The sequence below is a fragment of the Arcobacter sp. ISO1 genome, from assembly GCF_058105185.1.
In genome coordinates this window covers 2,082,929-2,104,285 of sequence record NZ_CM176573.1, presented here as the reverse complement: position 1 = coordinate 2,104,285, position 21,357 = coordinate 2,082,929, and the positions used below count along the sequence as shown (strand labels likewise).

The window sequence follows — 21,357 nt, the reverse complement described above, 5'->3', positions numbered from 1 at the left end:
AGTTATAAAATATTTTTCGCCCCTAAGGGTTTATCAAGTATTTACATTTTTATTAACAATATATTTAGTAATAAAAAGAAAAAAAAGTTTTTTACTACTAAAACCTTTAAAACCCAAAAAGCTAAAGGAGACTATTGTAAAACTAGGAGCTAGTTTTATCAAACTTGCTCAAGTATTAGCTACTAGGTCTGATTTTTTTACTGAAGATTATCTCGATGAACTAAAAAATCTTCATGATCAAATCCCTCCTATGAGTGATAATCAATTTAAAGAGGTTTATAATATCGCTTTTGAAAATAAAGATATTTTTGAAAGTTTCCAAGAGACTCCTATTGCTTCAGCTTCAATTGGGCAAGTTCATGTAGCATATTTAAAAAATGGTAGAAAAGTAGCTGTAAAACTAAGAAGAATAGGAATAAAAGAACAAGTATTAGCAGATATAAAAATTATCTCATTTTTTAACATTTTATTTAAACCCCTATTTTCATCATATACTAAAAACTCAATTGAAGCTGTGATTTCTGAATTTTCAAAAATGATAGTTGAAGAGATTAGCTTAAATCAAGAACTAAAAAATCTTAAAAATTTTAGAAAAGTTTACAAAAAACAAAAAGTTAGATTTCCAAAAGCTTACAAAAAATACTCTTGTGATGATGCTTTAATTATGAGTTTTGAAGAGGGATTTAGATTTGATGATAAAGAGAGTATTTTTGAAAACAATATCGATTTTAAATCAATAATCTCAAATTTAGTTGACTTTTATACAACGCAGATGTTAATAACAGGATTTTTCCATGCGGACCCACACCCAGGTAACCTTTTAGTAAATAAAAAAGGTGAGCTTATTTTACTTGATTTTGGTATGGTTAAAACAGTACCAAATGATAAAAGAATAGCTATTATTGAGCTTATTAAAGCAGCTCATGAAAAGGATTATGAAACATATATTAGTGCAAGTAAAAGACTTGGAACGATTGCTTATGAAGCACCAACAAGTGAATTAGCAGAGTTTACTGCAAAAATGTTTGATATATTTTCAAATGATAATCTAGATAGTGAATCTATGCAAAAGCTTGCATTTGAGATACTTGAAAGTACTAGAGATTTACCTTTTAAGCTACCAAGTGATGCAATTTATATTTTAAGAGTTAGTGCAATTATAGAAGGGCTTGGAACAACATATATCGAAAACTTTAATGGAGTAAAAGATATTTTGCCAATATTAAATAAAAACCTACCAAAAGCTCTTGGAACAAAAAGTACTATAAGTGAAACACTTATTGCTGAAGCAAAAGATTTGCCATTTATTGTAAAAGATTTTAAAGTGATGGTTAAAAAAGCTAGTGAAGGAACACTTGAAGTTGAAGTAAGTAAAAATCAGCTTGAGTATATAATTACAAGTTTAAAAAAGGTTTTAAAATCATATGCAATATCTTTTGGTTTTGTTTTAGCTTCTATGTTTTATTTAATGTATGGCTTTGAACCCAAAGAGATATCAATCGTTTTATTTTTATTAGGATTTATAAAGGTATTTTACAAATGAAAAAAATTGATTTAAACGAAGAGGATAAAAATAGGCTAATTCAAATGGCCTGGCAAGATAGAACAACCTTTGAAGGGATAAAAAAAGAGTTTGATCTAACAGAAAATCAAGTTAAGAACTTAATGAGAAAACTAATATCAAGAAATGGCTTTAAAAGATGGAGAAAAAGAGTTCAAGATAGAACTACAAAACATGAAAAAAAAGTTGATTTTAAACCAATAAGATTTAAGGGACCATGGTAAGAATTAAAAAAAACCCTTTTAAGATAAGGGAATACTTATAATAAATTTAGCCCCCGCATATTCAACACCCTCATAAGTATAAATCTCATTAGAAACAGATAATTTACCATTTAAGTGTTTATGTACTATTTCTTCACTCATGTAAAGTCCAATACCTGTACCTTGAGATTGATGTTTTGTTGTAAAGTATGGTTCAAAAATTCTATCTATGATAGATTCATCTACCCCACCAGCATTATCTAATATTTCAATATATGAAATATCATCTTTTCTATATGTATTTGTAAAAATTAATTTTCTTTGATTCTTTTTAGTAATAAGTACATCTCTAGCATTATTAAGGATATTTATTAAAACTTGAATCAATTCATTTTCTATTGATATTAGTTTATACTCTTCAATATTTTGTATAACCTCTATTTCTTTTTCTAAAAACTGTGCATTAATTAAATGAAAAGTTTTACTGATTGTAGATGAAATATTAAATTCACTCTCTTTAATATTACTTGGATTTAAAAAGTCTCTAAAGTCATCAATTGTAGTAGAAAGATATTGTGCTGATTTATTAATAGCTACTAAGGAAGAATCCAATTCTTTATCGCTTAAACAATTCATCTCTTTTTGTATTTGGACACCTGTTGCAGCAGTTGAAATTGCAGATAATGGTTGTCTCCATTGATGTGCAATATTTACTAACATCTCTCCCATAGCTGCATTTTTTGATTGAGTGAGTAGTGTTTTTTGGTCTTTTAATAATTGATCTTGTAATTGCTTTAATCGAATGTTCTTTTTATATAAAGAATTAAAAAATACTATTAAAAATAATCCAAATATAATAGGGATGAGTAATGTATAGTACATTTTCTGTGTATAACTTTGTTTGATAAAATCTTTATTTACAGATAAGGTTATTGCCCATATAGATCCATAAACATTAATAGTAGTAGTATTTTTATAGAGTGAAGTTCTATTTAACGAATTCTGTATAAACTTTTGATCTTTATTGTTTTTAGTATGTATTGAAATAATATAATTTTCTTTCGATAGCTTTTCTAATATCTTGTTAAATAAAGAATCTATTGAATAAACGCCAGCTATATAACCTTTAATATGATTTTTTCTCTCTGTTTCAGTAGTTGGAGTTATTCCTTTATTATATACTGGTAATGTAATAGCAAAAGAGATAGGGCTTAAACTTGCTTCTTTATTTGAGATTCGTTTAAATAGATCTGATGCTTTTGGAACACCTTGATCACGAGCTTCATATTTTGAAAGCATACGTTCAGGCGAAAAAGCTAAATCTAAACCTAGTGTATTTACATCTACATGAGTTGCTAGTAAATAGTAAACAGGAACATATACTTTTTTAATTTTTGCTGGTATAGGATTTCCATTCTTATCAGGTTCCCATAGATAAAAGTTTTTAAGACCTAATCTTTTTGCTTTCTTTTCAAAACTATTTCGATTTTTATGTAGTACTACAGGTTGCCATTCAAGTATAAAATCATGATCTAATTTATGTATTTGTTTTTTTGCATAATCTTGAAATTCATTTAAAGTTATATTATCTTTAAAAGCAAGAAGTGATGAAACTGTAGTTAAGTCTCCAACAGAATAATGTAGTTGATCAGATATTTTTATACTAGTTTCAGATAATTTTTGATTTACTTTATTTTGGATATCTTCTTTGATTGATTTATTAATAATCATATAAAGTATCATAGTGATAGTGAAAGTTAATACTATTATAATAAGGTTTATTAAAATATATTGAAGGGAAAGTATTTTTTTTATCATATTAATACTCCTAACATCAAAGTATAACAGCTTTTCAATAAACTTTTATAAAATCAAAGAACTATAATATTAGAACTATTTAGATTAATATGCCAACTCTAAACTCTATAATTAGTTCATTTTAAAGGTTGATTAAAAACTTTCCCATTCATCTTTATCATCTAATTGAGGGGAAATTGTTTTATTTGATACTGACGGACTAATAATCTTTTCTTTTTTTGCTTCTTTCTTTTCCACTTTATTTATTGGAACTGAAATTGGTGCAGAAATTTTTACTTCTTTTTTTTCAATTTTAATATCATCTTTACCTATAAACTCTTTACTATTTGCATCAGATACAATCATTTTTGCAATATTATCAGTATCTTTTGCAATTTCATTTGTCTTTGAAGCAACTGATGCATTTTGTTGTGTTTGCTGGTCTAATCGATTAATAGCATCATTTATTTGTGTAATTCCACTTTGTTGTTCTTTACTTGAATGTGATATCTCAGTAATTTTCTTCGTAGACTTTTCTATGTTATCTAATAATGAACTATATCCATTAATCATCTTAGCACTAATCTTTTTACCTTCACCTGCTTTGATTGTAGCATTTTCAACTAAATCTTTAATCTCTTTAGCAGCTTCCGCTGATCTACTTGCAAGGTTCCTAACTTCTTGTGCAACAACGGCGAAGCCTTTCCCAGCTTCTCCTGCCGTAGCTGCCTCAACAGCGGCATTTAGTGATAGAATATTCGTTTGGAAGGCAATTTGATCAATAATTGAGATAGCCTCATTAATTAAAGTAACTTGCTCAGTAATATTGTCCATAGAAGTACTTGTATTAGAAGCATCTTCTTGACCTTGTTTAGCAGCAACATTTAAATCTTTTGCATAGATACTCATTTCAGTAATATTTTTATTACTACTTACTATTGTACTAGTAATCTCTTCAAGAGCAGCAGCAGTTTCTTCAAGCGAAGTAGCTGCAGAATTTGAGGAATCATTTAGTACTTGAACATTATGAATTAATATATCCGATGAATTATCTAAAGTGATACCTATCTCAAGAGATTTTTTTAAAAGTTCAGATATACTTTTCCCTAAATCATTTACACCTAATGATAACTTTTCTAAATGCGCTTTCTTTCCTATAGTTGATATTTGTTTAGTGTAATTTGAATCATAGTATGATTTCATAACATCTAAAATATCATCAATATTTCTTTCTAAATTAACACTCATATTATTTATAATACTTGCTAACTCATTTAATTCAGGATTTGATGATTGAGAAGAGATTTTAAGGCTAAAATCACCTTGTTCATACTCTTTTAATGTAGATATTGAATTATTTATAAGAGCTCTATCCTCTTCTAAACTATTTTTTATTGATTCAATTTGTTCATTTACTATTAATCCCATTTGAGCTATTTCATCATTTCCTTTTATTTCTAATAATCTAACTGAATCAACTTTTCTATTTAAATAATCAAAAAAATTAAATAAACTATTCCTAAATGTAGTTAGATCTTTTACTATCTTAGTTGCACTAAGATAAGACATAAGGGCAATTAGTATAACAAAAGCTGTTCCCAATAAGCCAATTATTTTTTCTAGTGAAGTAACTTTTTCATCAACAATTTTATTAACTTCTATAACAGTAGCTTTTAAAATAGTTTCTGTTTTATGAACCGTAGCACGCATTTTTCCTTGAAGACCAAGCTTACTATTTAAACCGATTTCTTTTTCTTCTTTTACTAAATTTAGAAAATCTTTTTTATAAGATAATAAAATATCTTTAATATTATTATTTATTAAAGTTTCTCTTGAAAGTAAATTATCTATTTTTTTTATAAAGTTATCCACATATTTAAGATTCCTTCTTAGCATGAAATCTTTTTCTTGTTTTCTTAAATCATAAACGATAGATAAAAGTTCATAATTTACAGACTTTTTTGCACTATTTTGCACTTTATGAACGCTTTCTCTTAAACTTCCATATAAACCTAATTTTTCATTTAATCCTATCTCCTCTTGTTTTTTTACAAAAGTTTCAAAATCTTCTTTATAAGAATTAATTATTTTATTGAAATTTTTAACTTTTTTATTATCAATGTTATTTTTATCTAAATTAGCAATTAATTTACTAACATCTTCATGTAGTATTGCTATATTTTTATTAAATTTATCAAGATATTTTAAATCTTTTCTAAGAATAAAATCTTTTTCGTTTCTTCTAAGCATTAACATATCAGCTTTCAATGTTTCAATATAGTGTTTACCTGTCTCTAATGATTCAATTTTTAATAAAGAAAAATAGAAAAGAATAACTAAACCTAGAAGTCCAAGTATTGATAAACCTGCAGATATGAAAAGTTTACCTTTTATTGTTAGATTTAAAAACATTGAAATGCTCCATTTTTTATTTAATAGTTTAACACTATTACATTTATTATTTTTTAATTCAATGTTATAGATTGTCTATTTTATTTAATTAAGGATAAATTAATACTAATTGTATTTATGAGAGATTGAAATTAATTTGAAATATTCAAAAGTAATAAGTATATCTTGTATTTGATTCACAATTCAATCCTTTAAAATAAATTCTATCTGACTGACACAAAATTTCTAACACTCCCTAAAGAACTACAACTTTATTTCTACCTTCTTCTTTAGCCTTATATAAAGCATCATCGGCTCTTTTTAAAATTGAAGTAGAATCATCATCCAAAATAAATAAAGTTAATCCAAAACTTGCCGTAACAGTTTCTATACCTTCAAAGTTTTCAGATTCAATTGTTTTTCTTAAATCTTCCATCAACTTTAAACTTCCTTCCAATGAAGTTTCTGGACAAATTATAACAAACTCTTCTCCACCCCATCTTCCTAAATGGTCAACGTTTCTGATATTTTCTTTTAAGATTTTAGCAATTTTAATTAATACACTATCTCCTATTTGATGTCCATAATTGTCATTTATTTTCTTGAAGTTATCAATATCAATAATAGCAAGTGCAAAAATATGATAATATCTTTGTGAACGAATTATCTCATTTTGTAATAGTTCATCAATTTTAAATCTATTATTTATTCCTGTTAGTTTATCGGTAATAGCAAGATGTTCTAATTCAGACTTTAACTTCTCCTTTGTTTCAAGCATATTGTTTAAATAAATCGCCATTTGGTTAAACTCTTTAAATAATATTTTTTCACTATCAATTTTTGTTCTTTCATTACTTGAATTTTCAAAAAAAGTATTGAATTCATCTATTGATTTTCTAATTCTTCTATTCCACCAAATCATTGAATATAAAGATAGAAGAGTCAAACAAATCATTAAAATACCAACTATATAAATCCTGTTTTGTTGATCCTCTTTTTGTTTTAATGCTTTATAAAATATTTCTGATTTCATTTCATCTAAATACGAGCCTCCACCAATAGACCAATTCCATGGTTTGAATCCTTTTATATAGGCATATTTAGTTGTTTTTTCATCTGAATTAGGCTTTTTCCAAATATAATGAACAAAATCACCCTCATCTTGTTTTGCTACTTTATTAAACTCTTTTACAACAAATAAACCATTTTCATCTTTAAAATTAAGCATATTTTTCCCTACAATTTTAGGGTTTAAAGGATTCATTAAAACAGTTCCATCTAATTTATTTATAAAAAGATATTCGTGATTTCCATACCTAACTTCATTTAATCTATTTATTACCTCATTTTGAACAATTTTCTCATAATCTTTAACATATTCAGAAGTCCCAATATATAAATCAAAAGGTTCAAAATATTTTATAAAACCAATTTTTTTACTTTCATTTTTCTTATTATCTGTTCTATAGAAGTAGTATTCAACATATCCCTCTTTTTGTTTTGACAAGGCAATATATTTAAATAAATTATGAAGATTTATGCCATGAGTATCTTTATGATCTCTTAGAAAATAGGTGCCTTCATATTGAGGGAATATTGGATGTAAAACAGTTTCTCCATCTAATTTTAAAATAAAAAAATACCCCCTATCATCAAAAAATCTAAATTCTCTTAATGACTCTTTTATTATTGAAATAATCTCTTCATCTGATTTTGTATCTTTAAACTTATTGTATAAATTATCTGCAATATGATAGGCATCGTAGATTTTATTTTTTAGAACTTCTTTTAGATTATTTTCTGCATTTATTCTTTTATATTTCATATAATCAATTGCATTTTCAACTTGATTTTTAAGTAGAGTTTTTCTTTGTTCTAGTTGCATATTTTGGTAGTTTTTGATAATTTTTTCAGAACTAAACCTTACTTCAAAAAACCAAAGTAAGGTTAAGCTAAAGGTAAAGAAAAAAGAAACAAAAAGTATTATATTTGTAAAGGAAAAATGCTTGAAGTATTTCATTATTCTTACCTAATTTTTTACTTTTTTTTATTTTACCACAAATTAACCTGTTATAATAAAATTATTTAAAATTAAATTCTTATTTTAATCTTGTATAGTCCAAATGAATTTTGAGGTATCAAAACCTTTTTTTGAAGCTATATCAATTAATCTTTTTTTTGTATTTTCATCAATTGTTTTTGTTCTACTTAATATCCAAAGATATTCTCTACTTGGACTTCCAACTAAAACATGTTTATACTCTTTATCTAAATCAATTATCCAATAATCTCCATAAAATGGTCTAAAGAAACTAACTTTTAATTTTGAATTTGTAGAATCAGTAGCATATGCTACCCCTTTAGCTTCTTTTTTCTCATTAGTTTCAATTTTTGTGCATCTATTAATAACTCTTATTTTTTCATCCTCAAGTAAAGTATAATAAGCTGTAACATTTTTACATCCTTTTTCAAAAAAGTGTTCAAATCTAGCTATTTCATACCAAGTCCCTAAGTACTTATTTAAATCAACTCTATTTTCTGTTGCTAGAGGCTCATACTTTGTTGAACATCCCACAAAAAAAATTATAGCTACTGTTAATATTAATTTTCTTATCATCTTTAATCCTTTATTTTATATATGTTCTTTTTTACATCTAATGCTAATTGTTTATAATCAAAACTCGGTATTGTCTCTTCTTTTCCAAGCCAGTTTTTTACATACTTTTTCCCACCATAAAAGCTTGATTGTTTAACTGGATCAAATATTCTATATTGTTTATCATTACCAACACCTGCTTGATAAACAAAGTTACCATAATTTGAAGCAGGAGAAAAATCTAATAAAAACTCTTCAAAAAATGCAGCACAATATCTAAAATCTAAACCAAGATTTTTTATAAAATAACTTGCTAATAATTGTCTTTGCCTATTACTTATCCAGCCAGTTTTTTTTAGTTCTATAACTCCTGCATCAATTATATCAATGCCAGTCTTAGAACTAAAAAATAGTTCTAATTTATCTTTATTATTTAAAAAATTGTACTTTTTATAAACTAATCCCTCTTTTAAAAAAAGTTTATTTCCACTTTGAAGCATTACAAAATGAAAAAAATCTCTCCAAAGTAACTCAAAAAAAATCCAATAAGAAGATTTTGAAGCACCTAGTTTATTCTCATACTCTTTTATTTTATAGTATAAGGTTTTAGCACTAATACAACCACTTGCTAAATAAGCAGAAAACTTTGTAGAGTTATTAAAGCCATCTACTAAACTTCTAGTATCATAATAAGTGTGCATATGATTAGACAAATATTCATCAACTCTTTTTAAAGCGTTTGTTTCTCCACCTTTTAAAACTCTTTTTTCCTCATTTAAAGATAAATTTTTGTCTTCAATTTTTATACACATAAAAAGTTTATTTTTTGATTCAATATTACCATAGGGTTTTAAAACTGTCATCTTTTCTGCTTTTTTTCTAAAATGACTAAAGCTTTTTTTATAATCAAAATCAAATGGTTCTAACATTGTTTGATTAAAAAAGCTTTTACCCTTGTATTTTTCTAACTTCTTTTCAAAATCTCTTTCCTCAACTCCAACTTCTTTTTCAAAGAAAACTCTTAAATCATAATCTTCACTTAAAATCTCAAGTGTTTTTTGTATATCTTCAACTATATAAAGCCAAATATTTTTTTTCAGTAAATTTTTCTTTAAATCAATCAAAGACTCATAAATAAATTGTTTTCTAAACTCTCCACATTTATTGAAGCCAAGATTAGTCCCCTTTAAAATCTCCAAAGAATAAAGAGATATCATATTTTCACAGCATCTTGTGGCTTCATTTAAAGCTAAGTTATCATGTATTCTAAGATTGTTTCTAAAAACTGTAATACAAAGTTTTGGCTTACTCACTAAATAACTCCTCTTTAAATCTATTTGCAATGTATAAATGGTTTTGAAGTTTTTTTTCATCCATTTTATTTAATAATGAAATTTGCATTTTCATTCTTGGATTATCTTTAAAAAGATGATTATATTTATGTAAAAAGCTCCAATATAAACCATCCCAGATTTCACACCAACTTTCACTTTTTTTATAATCACTTGACATTTTTAAGATATAATTACTACTACTTATATATGGTTTTGTTGTAATTGAACCACCATCACTAAAACCACTCATACCATATACGTTTCCAACCATAACCCAATCATAGGCATCAATATAGCTTGCCATAAAAAACTCATATACACTATTTGGTTTTATCTCTAAAAGTAAAAATAAATTTCCAATTATCATAAGTCTTTCTATATGATGATTATATGAGCTAAGTTTTAGTTTTTTTATTACATCATCAAAGGGTTTTAGTGAAGTATTCCCTTCATACACTTTTTTAGGAATTTCATTTTCAAAACCAAAAAAGTTAGAGTTTCTAAGTCTTACATGGGAGATTTTATAAATAGAAAGCATAAACTCTCTCCAAGCAATTATTTGTCTTAAAAACCCCTCTTTTGCATTAAAAGGTACATCAACTTTTGAAGCTTCTTTAATTAGATATTTCAAATCTAGAAGTCCAACATTTAAACTTGAAGAGATATTTGAATGAAATAAAAAAGAGCCTTTTTCTACAATAGAATCTTGGTAAAGACCATATTTCTCAAATTTATTTTTCAAAAAATACTCTAAATTTGCCCTTGCCTCTTCAAATGTTATAGGATAAGTAAACTGTTCACAAGTTCCTATACTTTTAAATTTTTTACAATACTCTTTTGCTTCATGCAAATATTTATTTTCAAAATTTAGTATTTGAGGAACTAATTCATTTTTTGGCATCTTTTTTCTATTTTCACTGTCAAAACTCCATTTTCCACCATAGGGTTTACCGTTTTCAATAAATAGGTTTAATTCTTTTCTTCTATTTATATAGTATTTGTGTAAAAACTTATTTTCATCTTTAACATTTAAAAAATTTGGGTTATCAAGTATGCTTAGTTTATTGAAATTTCTTTTTATTTTTTTTAATAACCAGTCATCAACAACATCATAGATAATCACCTCTTTATTTTTATAAGTTTCTAAATATCTCTCATCTTCATAATATTCCACATCAATTGCATTTTTTAGTAAATACTCTTCATAAAACTTCATTGAAGCTCTATGAAAAATAAGTTTTTGTATATGAAAAGTATATAAGGTAAAGAACAAAGGCTCTTCAATAAGAAGAACCTTTTTATTTTTTAAATTCTCAATATTTTCAAATAATTGATGGGGATACAAAATAAAGATATTCAAGTTAGTTCCAAATTGAATTGTATTGTGATTCTTCTAACTTAATAATTTCAAGCTCTATTAAAAAGTTTGTTAAATCAAGCCATTTTTTATTGTTAGCTTTAATCTTATCTTTAAATCTTGGGATTGTATCTTCAATAATTTTATCCATAAGTAAAGATTTCTCTTCTTTAGAATATTCATAATACAACTCTTTTACCTCATCGATATTCTCTTTACAATATTTAATCATATCATTGGTAATTTTAATAAATTTTTCTATTTCATCACCTTTTTCATCTAATATATCTTTTGAGGTCATAAACTCCAAAGCTGAAAAATTAGGATATGGAGATAGATAATCGTCAATAAAAATATTCTCAAAATTTTCATATTTAGCTTCTATACCTTCAAAATTATAAAAGCATAACCAAGCACCATCAAAACTTTCATCATTTTTCATATTTGTTATATGCCAAAAATCTGTTTCTACAAACTCTACATTTTCAAAATCAATTTCAAAGTTATTAACTTTTGCATACCTTTTTAAAATTTCAAAACCAATTTTGTTTGTTATCTCATTTGCTGCAGGAGTAGTAATCTTGATTTTTTCATTAGCTTTTAGTTTTTCAAGCCTATCTTTTCTAATCATTACTCCACCTCTAGTTTCAAAAAAACATCCTAAAGACTTTAGACCTTCATAATAGTGTTCAAACAAATGAATTGGTTCATTACAATGTATATCAATAGAACCTTTTTTTAACTCTTCAAATCCATCGTAATGTTCTGTTGGTGAAATAATATTAACATCAAGACCAGATTGTTTGTAAACATCTTTTTTAACACCTACAACCATAGGTAAATGGTCTGGATTTAAAAACCATTCTAAGGCAACATCTATTTTTGTCATCTAACTCTCCTTGAATTTGTTTTTATGCACATCTATTTTCAAATAAATCTTTTAAGGTTTCAAGGAAATATTGATTATGGTTTGGAGCCTTTGCAACTCTATAATCTTTTATTCCAACCTCATCTGCAATCTCTTTATACTCAATATCAAGTTCAAATTGTGTTTCAGAGTTATCTACTGTAAAAGATATTGGATAAACAATAACCTTTTTATCTTTCATCTCATGAAGCTTATCATCCATATATGGTCTAATCCATTCCATTGGTCCTAGTCTAGACTGATATGCTGTATGTATATTCTTAAACTTAATACCTTGCTTCTCTAACTCTTCTTTTGCACACTCTACATTTGCAAGAACATGCTTTTGGTAAGGATCACCTTTATCAATGGTTCTTTGAGTTAAGCCATGGGCAGAAAAGATTAATTCAAACTCTTCTGGTTTATCCTCACCTAATGTCTCTTTTATTCTTTCAACAATTGATTTATTATATAACTCATGGTCATAATATGAATCTAGGGTTTTAATCTTAGCTTTAACTCCTAATTTCTTTGCCCATTTTTCAAACTCTTCAATTGATGATTTAGTTGTAGTTGAAGAATAGTGTGGATACATTGGAATAGCATAGATTTCATCATAAGGTTTTAAGTCTTCTAAGATATCCTTTGCAAAAGGTGGTGTATATCTCATCTTGTAAAAGACATCAGCATCAACTATTTTTTCTAGTCTTCTAGCTAATCTTTTTGTATGACCTACTATTGGAGACATTCCCCCTAAAGCTTTGTAGTTCTCTTTCGCTTCTTTCTTTCTCATACTTGTAATAAAAAAGCCTATCATTGCTCTTATTGGTTGTGGAGCTCCAATTATATATTTATCATTAAACATATTTGTTAGGAAAACCTCTACCTCATCTAGGTTATTAGGTCCACCCATGTTCATTAGTACAATTGCTTTTTTCACTTATATCCTTTTTATTAGGATAATATTTAATTTGTCTGTTTTTTTGTATGTAATTCTTGTTAGTTTATATTATTTTGTTGAGATAAAATTTCTTTAGTGATTTTATGTCTAAAGTTAAACATACTTTCTAATTCTCTTTTTACAAAGAAATTGAAGAGCTTACCAAATCTTCCAAAGGGTAAAACATATAAAACTTCATCTTTCAATTCTACACTATTACCTCTTTTAGTAAATATATGTGAATGTTTCCAATACCTAAATGGAGACTTCATTGCAAAATCTACAAGTAAATTAGGTCTTTCATTTTTTAATATTTTAACTTCCCAATATATTGGAATGGGCATAAGTTTTTTTACTGTTTTCAATCTTAGAACCTCATGTTCTTTTGCTTCAAAACTATCGTTTAACATAGTTACTTCCATACCAGGAGGAGTAATCTTTATTAAGTTATTTGAATCAAGATGAAACTCATATAACTCCTCTACTGTACAGTTTTTTATTAATGAAATTTTCTCATACTTAAACATTTTTTAGCCTACTAAATCTTCAATAGTATCTTCAATATTTGTATACTTAAATTTAAAGCCACTATCAATTAATCTTTTTGGTTTTGCACATTGTCCATCAGTTAATACCTTTGCACCTTCACTAAATATCAAGTTTAATGCAAACTCAGGTACTGGAAATATTGTAGGTCTATTTAAAGTTTTACCTAAAGCTTTTGTAAGTCCTAAATTAGTTGTTGGTGTTGGTGCAGTTAAGTTATATAAACCTTCACATTGTTTATTTTCTATTACATGTTCATAAGCATCTAATAAGTCACTTATATGTATAAATGAAAAATCTTGTTTTCCATCTCCAATAGTACCACCTACTCCAAATTTAAATGGGGTTAACATCTTTTTTAAAGCTCCGCCATCACCTAATACAATACCAAATCTAAATATTGCTGTTCTAATATCTAAATCTTTTGCCTTTAAAGCCTCAGCTTCCCAATCTTTTGCTAATTTGCCTAAAAAGTCTTTTGAATAATTAAAATCCTCTTCATTATAACAAGCAATATTGTCATATATACCAACTGCTGAAGTTGATATTAAAAGCTCAGGTTTATTTTGTGCTTTTTTAAAGGCTTTGATTAAAGCTTTTGTAGTATCTATTCTACTTGAGTACAATAGTTTTTTGTAAGACTCAGTCCATCTGTTAATAATATTTGCCCCAGCAAGATTAATAACGACATCTGCTTTTTCTATAATTTCTGTAAGTTCTTTTATATCTTTAAGGGTTTCTCTTTTGATTCCAATTACTTTGAAACCCTTATTTTCAAATCTATTTTTAATACTAGTACCAACAAAACCGCTTGAACCAGTTATTGCCAAAGTTTTCATATTTACTCCTTTGCAATTTAATTTTACAAATTATAGTATATTTATGATTTATTGGTATATTTTATTTGTTAGTTGAAATTTTTTTAAAAACTTCTTTTATCTAGATATTCTCTAAAATCTTTTGCTCCATCTTTAGAACTTGTTACAATGTCATCAATTCCATTAAATGATATCTCTAATTTAGATTGTTCTACACTTTGCATAGATTTAATTTTATCTACATTTACAATATATGACCTATGCACCCTAAAGAAATTTTTGCCTTCTAATACAAATTGCATATCCCCAATCTTTTTTCGTAAGTAGGCATCTGCATCTTTTATTTTTATGATAACTTCATCTAAATCAGCTTTTATATAAAATATATCATCTATATCAATAAGATATATTTTATTTCCTCTTTTTGCTACAAGCTTTTTTGTTTCATCAGCTTTTACAATATATTTCTTCATTTTATCCAATGAGTTTTTTATTGATTCATTAGAAATAGGTTTTAGTAAATAATCAATACCACCACTTTGAAAAGCTTCAAGTGCATGTTCTTCATATGCAGTTTGGAATATAATAAAAGTTTTTGGATTTAAGTTTACTATTGTGTTTGCTAACTCTAAACCATTCATATCTGGCATTGATATATCTAAAAAAGCAACATCAAACTTCTCTTTACTTAAAACTTTTATTGCTTCAATAGCACTAGAACAAGCAGTAATATCTAAAATCCCTTCTTCATTTAAAAGTCTATTTAATCTACTAAGTGCTAATTTTTCATCATCTACTATCAATACTTTCAATACTAATCCTTCAAGCTTATTATAAATTTCATATTAGAACTATCCACTTGATGACTTAATCTTCCAACATCAAGCAGATCTAATCTTTTATCAAGATTATTTAAACCAGTTCCATATTTTATTCTTTGAGATAGTTTACCATTATTTATTATAACAATCTGCTTTGAAGAAACTAAAACATCTATTTTTAGTTTATTCCTATTATATCCATGCTTAATTGCATTTTCTACTAATAATTGAATAGAAAACTTAGGTACTAAAATATTCTCATCTTCTTCATTTAACTCAACATTTAATTCAATATTATTCTCAAACCTAATATTTTCTATATTTAAATATGTTTTAACCATATCAATTTCAGTTTTAATGGGGATCAAACTCTCTTTAGTAATGGCATTACGTAAAAACCTTGATAACTCAAGGGTTGCCCTTTCTGCATCTTTTTTATCCACATATATTAATTCAGAAATTGAATTTAAGGCATTAAATAAAAAATGAGGATTTAGTTCATTTTCTAAAGCCTTAATTTTTGTTTCTAAAACTTGAGAATGTATGTTTTCATATCTATGTTTCATTGATACAAATTGGTGTAATATTAGTCCAATTAGAAAGGTTAGAAATCCAATGATTATTGAGATAAAAAACCAATAAGTACTTACAAACTCTACTATTTCAATTTTAAAAAAAGAACCAAGATAAAAACTAAAAGAAAAACCTAAAAATCCAGATAAAAAAGAGAAAATGAAACTAATCAAGTACCAAAACTTCTCTTTGAGTTTTGGTAAAATAAAATCATTTGAAATTGTAATAAATACAAAAGAGAACAAAGAGATACAAAAAGCTGTTAAACTACTAAAAAGTACTGTATATATATTTCTGAATTCTTCATTTAGAAAATAGAAGAACCAAGAGATTAAAAACCCAAAACTAGTTCCTATAAATATTATATAAAGCCAGTCTTTTCTTGAAATTTTTAATTTTATTCTATCCATTAAATTCCTTGTTTAAAGCTTTTACTCCAATTGCAACACCAGGCCAACCTTGACCTGCAAAAACTGAGTCTCCAATATTGTATAAACCTTTAAAGGGTGTTTTAGCACTAGGAGTTGAAAAAACATTTTTCATAGTAATAGCTCTACCTCCACAATTATATCTATTTATATATCTGTTAAAAGTAACTGAGGTAGCACTAAATTTTTTTATTATATCCTCTTTTCTTATAGTATTAAGTTTCTGCAATAGTTTCTCTATAATAAATTCTTGAGTTTGTTCTTTTTTTAATTCATACTCATCTTTACTTAACTTTTTCCAAAATGAAGCCTTAGTATGTGATGATATTGTTATAGAATAACCTCTTTTTGACATTTTTTCATCATCTTTACTACTAATAGAGATAAAAAATGAATTTGAGATACAATTTGGTATTTGTTCATCAAGAATTATTAAATAATGGTGTAAAAGATCATAATCTTTTTCTAATACTAAATTTACTACAAAGGCACTTTGGTCATTGAACTCAAAACTTTCATAATATTTTTTAATTCTTTCATCTTCAAAAAGTTTTCCACTATCATAAATAGTAGAGTTTAATACTATATTTTTTGATAAATATTCATCTTTATTGGAGATTAGTCTAAAATAGTCTTTTTCTAAAACTATTTTCATAATCTCCTCTTTTTTCTTAGTTTCAATATTTTCAAGTAAACCTTCAAATAAACTACCCATTCCACCATTTACATAAAATACATCATGGAAAGGATATGAAAGCCCTAAAGCTAAAGAAAGAAGTGATATATCCTTTGATGTTGTTTGTAAAGTAATTAAAAGTTGTGCATCAATAAAATTTTGATACTCTAAACTTATATCTCCAAGGGTATCTTTTATAAAACTATTTGCACTTTTAAATACTTCAATATTAAAACTTCTAAAAAGTTTGACTAGGGTACTTGCACTAAGTATATAAGATTTTAAAGAATATTTTCCATAATAGATATCATGGATTTGCCAAAATTTTTCATCTAATTGTTTAATTTTGGCCCAAAAAGCTCTATTGTTTTTGTTTGGGAAAGCTTTATTAATTTGATCTAAAAACTCTTCAAAATCTTTTACTCTATCAATTGTTTTCCCATTTTGAAAAACTCTAAAAGCTATATTGCTTTTACTAATATTTGGTTTATAATTAATATTATCAAAAATCTCTTTTACTGGATGGTCTTTTTCATAACCTACAAAGGTAGTTGCCCCACTATTAAAAAAACTTCCATATCTTTTAAAAGTACTTGCACAACCTCCCAAATTTGAATCTTTTTCAAATACCACTATATCTTTATCACTGTTTAATGAGGCAAACATACTACCTCCCATTCCAGAGCCAATTACGCAGACTTCATAATATCTACACATTTTTAGCCTCTTTAAATCTATCAATTGCCATTTTTCTTGATAAAGAGATATCAACTATAGATTTTGGGTAATCTACAAACAAGTTTGACTGAACACCATTTTCAATATGGAAAAGTCTAGGTGATAAACTCTCAAATTCTTTTATAACTGATTTTATAAAAATACCCTCTTTATCAAACTTTTGTGATTGGGTATAGGGATTAAATACTCTAAAATATGGGGCAGCATCAGCACCTGTACTTGCTCCCCATTGCCAAGAACCAACATTTGAAGAGCATTCAAAATCAAATAGTTTTAATGCAAAATACTCTTCCCCTTTTCTCCAATTTATAAAAAGGTTTTTTGTCAAAAATGAACATACTATCATTCTAAGACGATTATGCATTGTTCCTGTTTCATTTAGATGTCTCATAGCTGCATCTATAATAGGCACTCCTGTATTGCCCTCACACCACTTTAAAAAGTCCTCTTCATTTTCATTCCATTTAATACTCATACCATTAAAGTTGTCAAACTGTGAATGTGGGAAGTGATATAAAATATAATTGTAAAATTCTCTCCAAAAAAGTTCTCTAATAAAACCTTCACTGTTATCAAGTTTTCTATAATAATTAAATAGTTGTCTTGGACTAACTATCCCAAATCTTAGATGAACTGATAGTTTTGAAGTACCATCTTTAAAAAAGTAGTCCCTACTTTCTTGATAATCTTCTAATTTTAAACTAAACTCTTCTAATAATTTGGAAACATCTTTATTTAAAAATTCAAGTAATTGTACTTCTTTAAAACCCATTTCATTTAAACTTGGAATATTTTCATAATCAAACTCTACACGTTTTAAGTTTTCGTTGATTTTATATGTTTCTATACTACTTGATTGAGTTAAGATATTCATAGATTTATAATATGGAGTAAAAACCTTATATGGTGTTCCATCATTTTTTAAATGTTCACTTGGATGGGTAATAAAAGAATCATAAAACCTTTTCATAGGCAGAAGTTCTTCTATCTGATTATCTCTTATTTTTGCATAATCATCAAAATCACATGAGCATAAAATCTCGTCAAAACCATTTTTTATCTTTCCAATAACTTCCTTTGGTTCACCATAGAAAATTGCTAAGTCAAGACCTTTTTCCTTTAATTGATTTTTTAAATTTAGAACACTTTTATAGATAAATGTAACTCTTTTATCATTTTCTGGTAGATTGCCTAAAATATTTTTATCAAAAATAAAAATAGGCAATACCTCATTTTTTGAATAAGAGAGTATTGCATTATCTTCTATTCTAAGATCTCTTCTAAACCAAAGGATTTGTCTCATTATTTAAAAGCCTCCACTTTTGATCTAAGTGCCATCTCCTTAGGATATGGAGTTAAGAATTTTTGTTTATCAAGATATTCGATATTGAATCTTTTTACATAAATTTTTATGATTTTAATAACTGCAACTAAAGGAATAATATGTTGTTTAAACTCATCTAAAGCATCTAATATCTCATGTTTTTCCTCTTTTGTAATATATTTTTTAAAATATCCAAAAATATGCATTAAGACATTATAAGTGCTTGAAGTTTTACCTTTTAAAGCAATAGCCTCTAAAAATTTTTGTTTGTATAAAGATAATACCTCTTCAATATCTTTTTTCTCATGATTTGCTACAATTTGTCCTAATACTTTATATGACTTCTGAGATTTTGAATAAATAAGATATTTATACGAAGTATGAAAATCAACTAATTGACCAATTGATGGTTTTGTTTTCATAAATTCAAAAACATCTTTATAGGCAAATACTTGCATTAGAAAGTTTTCTTTTAGCCATGGATCAGTTAATCTTCCTTCCTCTTCTATTGGAAGTAAAGGAAACTTTTCTAAAAGCTCTTTAGCAAAAACTCCAACTCCAACATTTTCACTTTGACCTTCACCATCTGGATATATTTTCACCCTTGCCATTCCACAGGTTGGAGATTTTGATTTTAAGATATAACCACAAAGTTCATCTTCACTAATACTATCAACTAATCTTTTAGAGACACCAACAATATCTTTTGTAACATCTTGTTTAGTGTTTGTTGTTCTTATTATAAGTTCACCATTTATTCTTACTTGTCTAATAGCTTCTCTAGGAGTTGGATAGATTTCACCTTCTGGGCAAAAAGATCTAAATTCAAAATGTTTTGACAATTCGTCATAAACAAATTTATCCTTAGAATGTTGACCATCATATCTACACTGTATTCCAAGTAAACATGTAGAAATACCAATTTTCATCTTTAACCCTTTTTTTGTTTTATTGTAACAAAATGAGGTATTTTTGGTATATTTTGTATGTCAGTTTATCAATTATGACATAAATAAAAATATCGCAAAAGGGATATAAAATAATGAGATTAAGATAGAAATAAATACAGTTAATGACATCATTTCAGGTTTTAAATTTAAAAGTGTTGCAATGGTAACTGTGTTTCCCGCTAAAGGAACAATTGAATATAAAAACATCACTTTATAAAAACCTTCATCTAAAAGAAATAAGAAGTTTCTATCAATATATATAAATAATAAAACAATTCCTGGCCAAAGTAAAAATTTTAAAGAAAGAGCATATGAGATAAACTTAACATCAAAAGCTTTTGCACTTTTTAGCTTTTCCATCCCCATACCTAAAAACATCATCCCTAAAATTGCATAACATCCTTTTAAGTAAATTATATAGTTTAAAAACATTTCAGGCATTTTTATACCTAAAAAATTAAAAAGAAAACCTAATATAAATGCATATAAAACAGGGAGTTGAATAACTTTCTTTAAACTTTGTCTTGCAGTAAAACTTCCCTTTGCAGTTATAAAATATCCAACAGAATTTTGATAAAGCATTGTTCCTAAAACTGCAAAGATAAAAACATCAACAAGATGATGATCAAATAAAATAATAGCTATTGGAATACCAATATGACCCGTGTTCCCAGTAGAACTTGCAAAAGCAAGAAGATTTGAAGTATTATCTTTCCATACTTTTTTAAATAAAAAAAGTAAAATAAAAGCCATAATAGAACTAGCTAAAAAGAAAAAAACTGGTAAAAAAACAACTGAACTATCAAGTTTTACACTCATTGTTGCATTAAATGCGATTAATGGAGCCAAGATATAAAATAAAATTTTGGCAATAGTTTCTTTACTACACCCTAAAAACCTAGTGCTAAGAAATCCTAATATAACGGAAAAATAAAGAGGTAGAATTTTCGAAAGAAGTGCGAAAAAAACTGTCATACTAATCTACTAAAGTTATCTCATCCTCTTTTGTAGTAATCATGCATAAAAATTCATATGGTTTCTCAAAACAAGCTTCATAATAATGAGGAACTCCAGCTGGAATATATAAAAAATCACCCTCTTTTGCATGGATTAATTCATCACCTATTTTTACTTTTGCCTCACCTTTTAATACATATTGTTGATGTTGTATTAAATTTGTATGGTTTGGCATAGTACCACCAACTTCTAAAGAAACTTTTCTCACGATAAAGTCTTTATCTATACTTGGACTTAAAACTGCTATATTTGCACCATTTGTTTTTGGAATCTCATTTGTTTCATAGTCTTTAATATTTTTACAATACATTTATAACCTTTATTATATTCTTATTTAGAAGTTTTATTAGTGAATATTAATTCATCAAAATATAAAAGTA

The 21,357-nt window shown here is 26.4% G+C and carries 18 protein-coding genes and 1 pseudogene; 2 read left to right on the top strand and 17 right to left on the bottom strand.

Features of this window, described 5'->3' with window-relative positions; all coding sequences use genetic code 11:
• Window positions 1-4 precede the first annotated feature (4 nt).
• Entirely contained in the window at window positions 5-1,543 is a 1,539-nt protein-coding gene (locus AC2TY9_RS10450; RefSeq protein ID WP_489780428.1) for an ABC1 kinase family protein, read from the top strand.
• A complete protein-coding gene (locus tag AC2TY9_RS10445; protein WP_489777398.1) occupies window positions 1,540-1,785 on the top strand; it encodes a TIGR03643 family protein in 246 nt (81 codons plus the stop codon). Before AC2TY9_RS10450 ends, AC2TY9_RS10445 begins: the two co-directional genes overlap by 4 nt.
• An 18-nt stretch (window positions 1,786-1,803) precedes the next feature.
• Here AC2TY9_RS10445 and AC2TY9_RS10440 read toward each other — a convergent pair whose 3' ends face one another.
• The 17 genes and pseudogenes from AC2TY9_RS10440 to AC2TY9_RS10360 form a co-directional block, all read right to left on the bottom strand.
• Window positions 1,804-3,582, bottom strand: a complete 1,779-nt coding sequence (locus AC2TY9_RS10440) for a CHASE domain-containing protein (protein ID WP_489777397.1) — start codon at window positions 3,580-3,582, stop codon at window positions 1,804-1,806.
• A gap of 288 nt (window positions 3,583-3,870) precedes the next feature.
• Window positions 3,871-5,973 (bottom strand): annotated as a pseudogene (locus AC2TY9_RS10435) (methyl-accepting chemotaxis protein); the annotation flags it as partial.
• Between the two features lie 235 nt (window positions 5,974-6,208).
• A complete protein-coding gene (locus AC2TY9_RS10430; RefSeq protein ID WP_489777396.1) occupies window positions 6,209-7,972 on the bottom strand; it encodes a sensor domain-containing diguanylate cyclase in 1,764 nt (587 codons plus the stop codon).
• An 84-nt stretch (window positions 7,973-8,056) separates the two neighbouring features.
• Window positions 8,057-8,569, bottom strand: coding sequence for a lipocalin family protein (locus tag AC2TY9_RS10425; protein ID WP_489777395.1), 513 nt, complete (start codon window positions 8,567-8,569; stop codon window positions 8,057-8,059).
• Between the two features lie 2 nt (window positions 8,570-8,571).
• On the bottom strand, window positions 8,572-9,861 hold the full coding sequence (locus tag AC2TY9_RS10420) for a DASH family cryptochrome (RefSeq protein ID WP_489777394.1): 1,290 nt from the start codon (window positions 9,859-9,861) through the stop codon (window positions 8,572-8,574).
• Window positions 9,854-11,242: a cryptochrome/photolyase family protein gene (locus tag AC2TY9_RS10415; protein ID WP_489777393.1), complete on the bottom strand. Its 1,389-nt coding sequence runs from the start codon at window positions 11,240-11,242 to the stop codon at window positions 9,854-9,856. The genes AC2TY9_RS10420 and AC2TY9_RS10415 overlap by 8 nt, the downstream gene beginning before the upstream one ends.
• A gap of 1 nt (window position 11,243) precedes the next feature.
• Window positions 11,244-12,128 (bottom strand): ABC transporter substrate-binding protein, encoded by an 885-nt coding sequence (locus AC2TY9_RS10410; protein ID WP_489777392.1) that lies wholly within the window; start codon window positions 12,126-12,128, stop codon window positions 11,244-11,246.
• 22 nt (window positions 12,129-12,150) lie between these two features.
• Complete coding sequence (gene hemH / locus AC2TY9_RS10405) at window positions 12,151-13,086, bottom strand: ferrochelatase (protein WP_489777391.1); 936 nt, start codon at window positions 13,084-13,086, stop codon at window positions 12,151-12,153.
• 59 nt (window positions 13,087-13,145) lie between these two features.
• Window positions 13,146-13,613 carry an SRPBCC family protein gene (locus AC2TY9_RS10400; RefSeq protein WP_489777390.1) on the bottom strand — a complete coding sequence of 156 codons (468 nt, stop codon included), beginning with the start codon at window positions 13,611-13,613 and terminating at the stop codon, window positions 13,146-13,148.
• Between the two features lie 3 nt (window positions 13,614-13,616).
• The gene (locus tag AC2TY9_RS10395) at window positions 13,617-14,471 is read right to left on the bottom strand and encodes a TIGR01777 family oxidoreductase (protein WP_489777389.1); all 855 of its coding nucleotides are present in this window, start codon (window positions 14,469-14,471) and stop codon (window positions 13,617-13,619) included.
• Between the two features lie 83 nt (window positions 14,472-14,554).
• On the bottom strand, window positions 14,555-15,262 hold the full coding sequence (locus tag AC2TY9_RS10390; RefSeq protein ID WP_489777388.1) for a LytR/AlgR family response regulator transcription factor: 708 nt from the start codon (window positions 15,260-15,262) through the stop codon (window positions 14,555-14,557).
• A 2-nt stretch (window positions 15,263-15,264) separates the two neighbouring features.
• On the bottom strand, window positions 15,265-16,254 hold the full coding sequence (locus tag AC2TY9_RS10385; protein ID WP_489777387.1) for a sensor histidine kinase: 990 nt from the start codon (window positions 16,252-16,254) through the stop codon (window positions 15,265-15,267).
• Entirely contained in the window at window positions 16,247-17,614 is a 1,368-nt protein-coding gene (locus AC2TY9_RS10380; RefSeq protein ID WP_489777386.1) for a phytoene desaturase family protein, read from the bottom strand. The genes AC2TY9_RS10385 and AC2TY9_RS10380 overlap by 8 nt, the downstream gene beginning before the upstream one ends.
• A 43-nt stretch (window positions 17,615-17,657) precedes the next feature.
• Window positions 17,658-18,989 carry a cryptochrome/photolyase family protein gene (locus tag AC2TY9_RS10375; protein WP_489777385.1) on the bottom strand — a complete coding sequence of 444 codons (1,332 nt, stop codon included), beginning with the start codon at window positions 18,987-18,989 and terminating at the stop codon, window positions 17,658-17,660.
• Entirely contained in the window at window positions 18,989-19,939 is a 951-nt protein-coding gene (locus tag AC2TY9_RS10370) for a YbgA family protein (RefSeq protein WP_489777384.1), read from the bottom strand. The genes AC2TY9_RS10375 and AC2TY9_RS10370 overlap by 1 nt, the downstream gene beginning before the upstream one ends.
• A 72-nt stretch (window positions 19,940-20,011) precedes the next feature.
• The gene (locus tag AC2TY9_RS10365) at window positions 20,012-20,935 is read right to left on the bottom strand and encodes an AEC family transporter (protein ID WP_489777383.1); all 924 of its coding nucleotides are present in this window, start codon (window positions 20,933-20,935) and stop codon (window positions 20,012-20,014) included.
• Window position 20,936: 1 nt separating this feature from the next.
• The gene (locus AC2TY9_RS10360) at window positions 20,937-21,287 is read right to left on the bottom strand and encodes a cupin domain-containing protein (RefSeq protein ID WP_489777382.1); all 351 of its coding nucleotides are present in this window, start codon (window positions 21,285-21,287) and stop codon (window positions 20,937-20,939) included.
• Window positions 21,288-21,357: the final 70 nt, after the last annotated feature.

Excerpts from the sequence above, each read along its gene's own strand:
- AC2TY9_RS10395 (WP_489777389.1), bottom strand. The coding sequence starts at position 14,471 with ATGAAAACTTTGGCAATAACTGGTTCAAGCGGTTTTGTTGGTACTAGT.
- AC2TY9_RS10440 (WP_489777397.1), bottom strand. The coding sequence starts at position 3,582 with ATGATAAAAAAAATACTTTCCCTTCAATATATTTTAATAAACCTTATT.
- AC2TY9_RS10385 (WP_489777387.1), bottom strand. The coding sequence starts at position 16,254 with ATGGATAGAATAAAATTAAAAATTTCAAGAAAAGACTGGCTTTATATA.
- AC2TY9_RS10365 (WP_489777383.1), bottom strand. The coding sequence starts at position 20,935 with ATGACAGTTTTTTTCGCACTTCTTTCGAAAATTCTACCTCTTTATTTT.
- AC2TY9_RS10430 (WP_489777396.1), bottom strand. The coding sequence starts at position 7,972 with ATGAAATACTTCAAGCATTTTTCCTTTACAAATATAATACTTTTTGTT.
- AC2TY9_RS10380 (WP_489777386.1), bottom strand. The coding sequence starts at position 17,614 with ATGTTTGCCTCATTAAACAGTGATAAAGATATAGTGGTATTTGAAAAA.
- AC2TY9_RS10375 (WP_489777385.1), bottom strand. The coding sequence starts at position 18,989 with ATGAGACAAATCCTTTGGTTTAGAAGAGATCTTAGAATAGAAGATAAT.
- AC2TY9_RS10425 (WP_489777395.1), bottom strand. The coding sequence starts at position 8,569 with ATGATAAGAAAATTAATATTAACAGTAGCTATAATTTTTTTTGTGGGA.
- AC2TY9_RS10410 (WP_489777392.1), bottom strand. The coding sequence starts at position 12,128 with ATGACAAAAATAGATGTTGCCTTAGAATGGTTTTTAAATCCAGACCAT.
- AC2TY9_RS10360 (WP_489777382.1), bottom strand. The coding sequence starts at position 21,287 with ATGTATTGTAAAAATATTAAAGACTATGAAACAAATGAGATTCCAAAA.
- AC2TY9_RS10370 (WP_489777384.1), bottom strand. The coding sequence starts at position 19,939 with ATGAAAATTGGTATTTCTACATGTTTACTTGGAATACAGTGTAGATAT.
- AC2TY9_RS10445 (WP_489777398.1), top strand. The coding sequence starts at position 1,540 with ATGAAAAAAATTGATTTAAACGAAGAGGATAAAAATAGGCTAATTCAA.
- AC2TY9_RS10400 (WP_489777390.1), bottom strand. The coding sequence starts at position 13,613 with ATGTTTAAGTATGAGAAAATTTCATTAATAAAAAACTGTACAGTAGAG.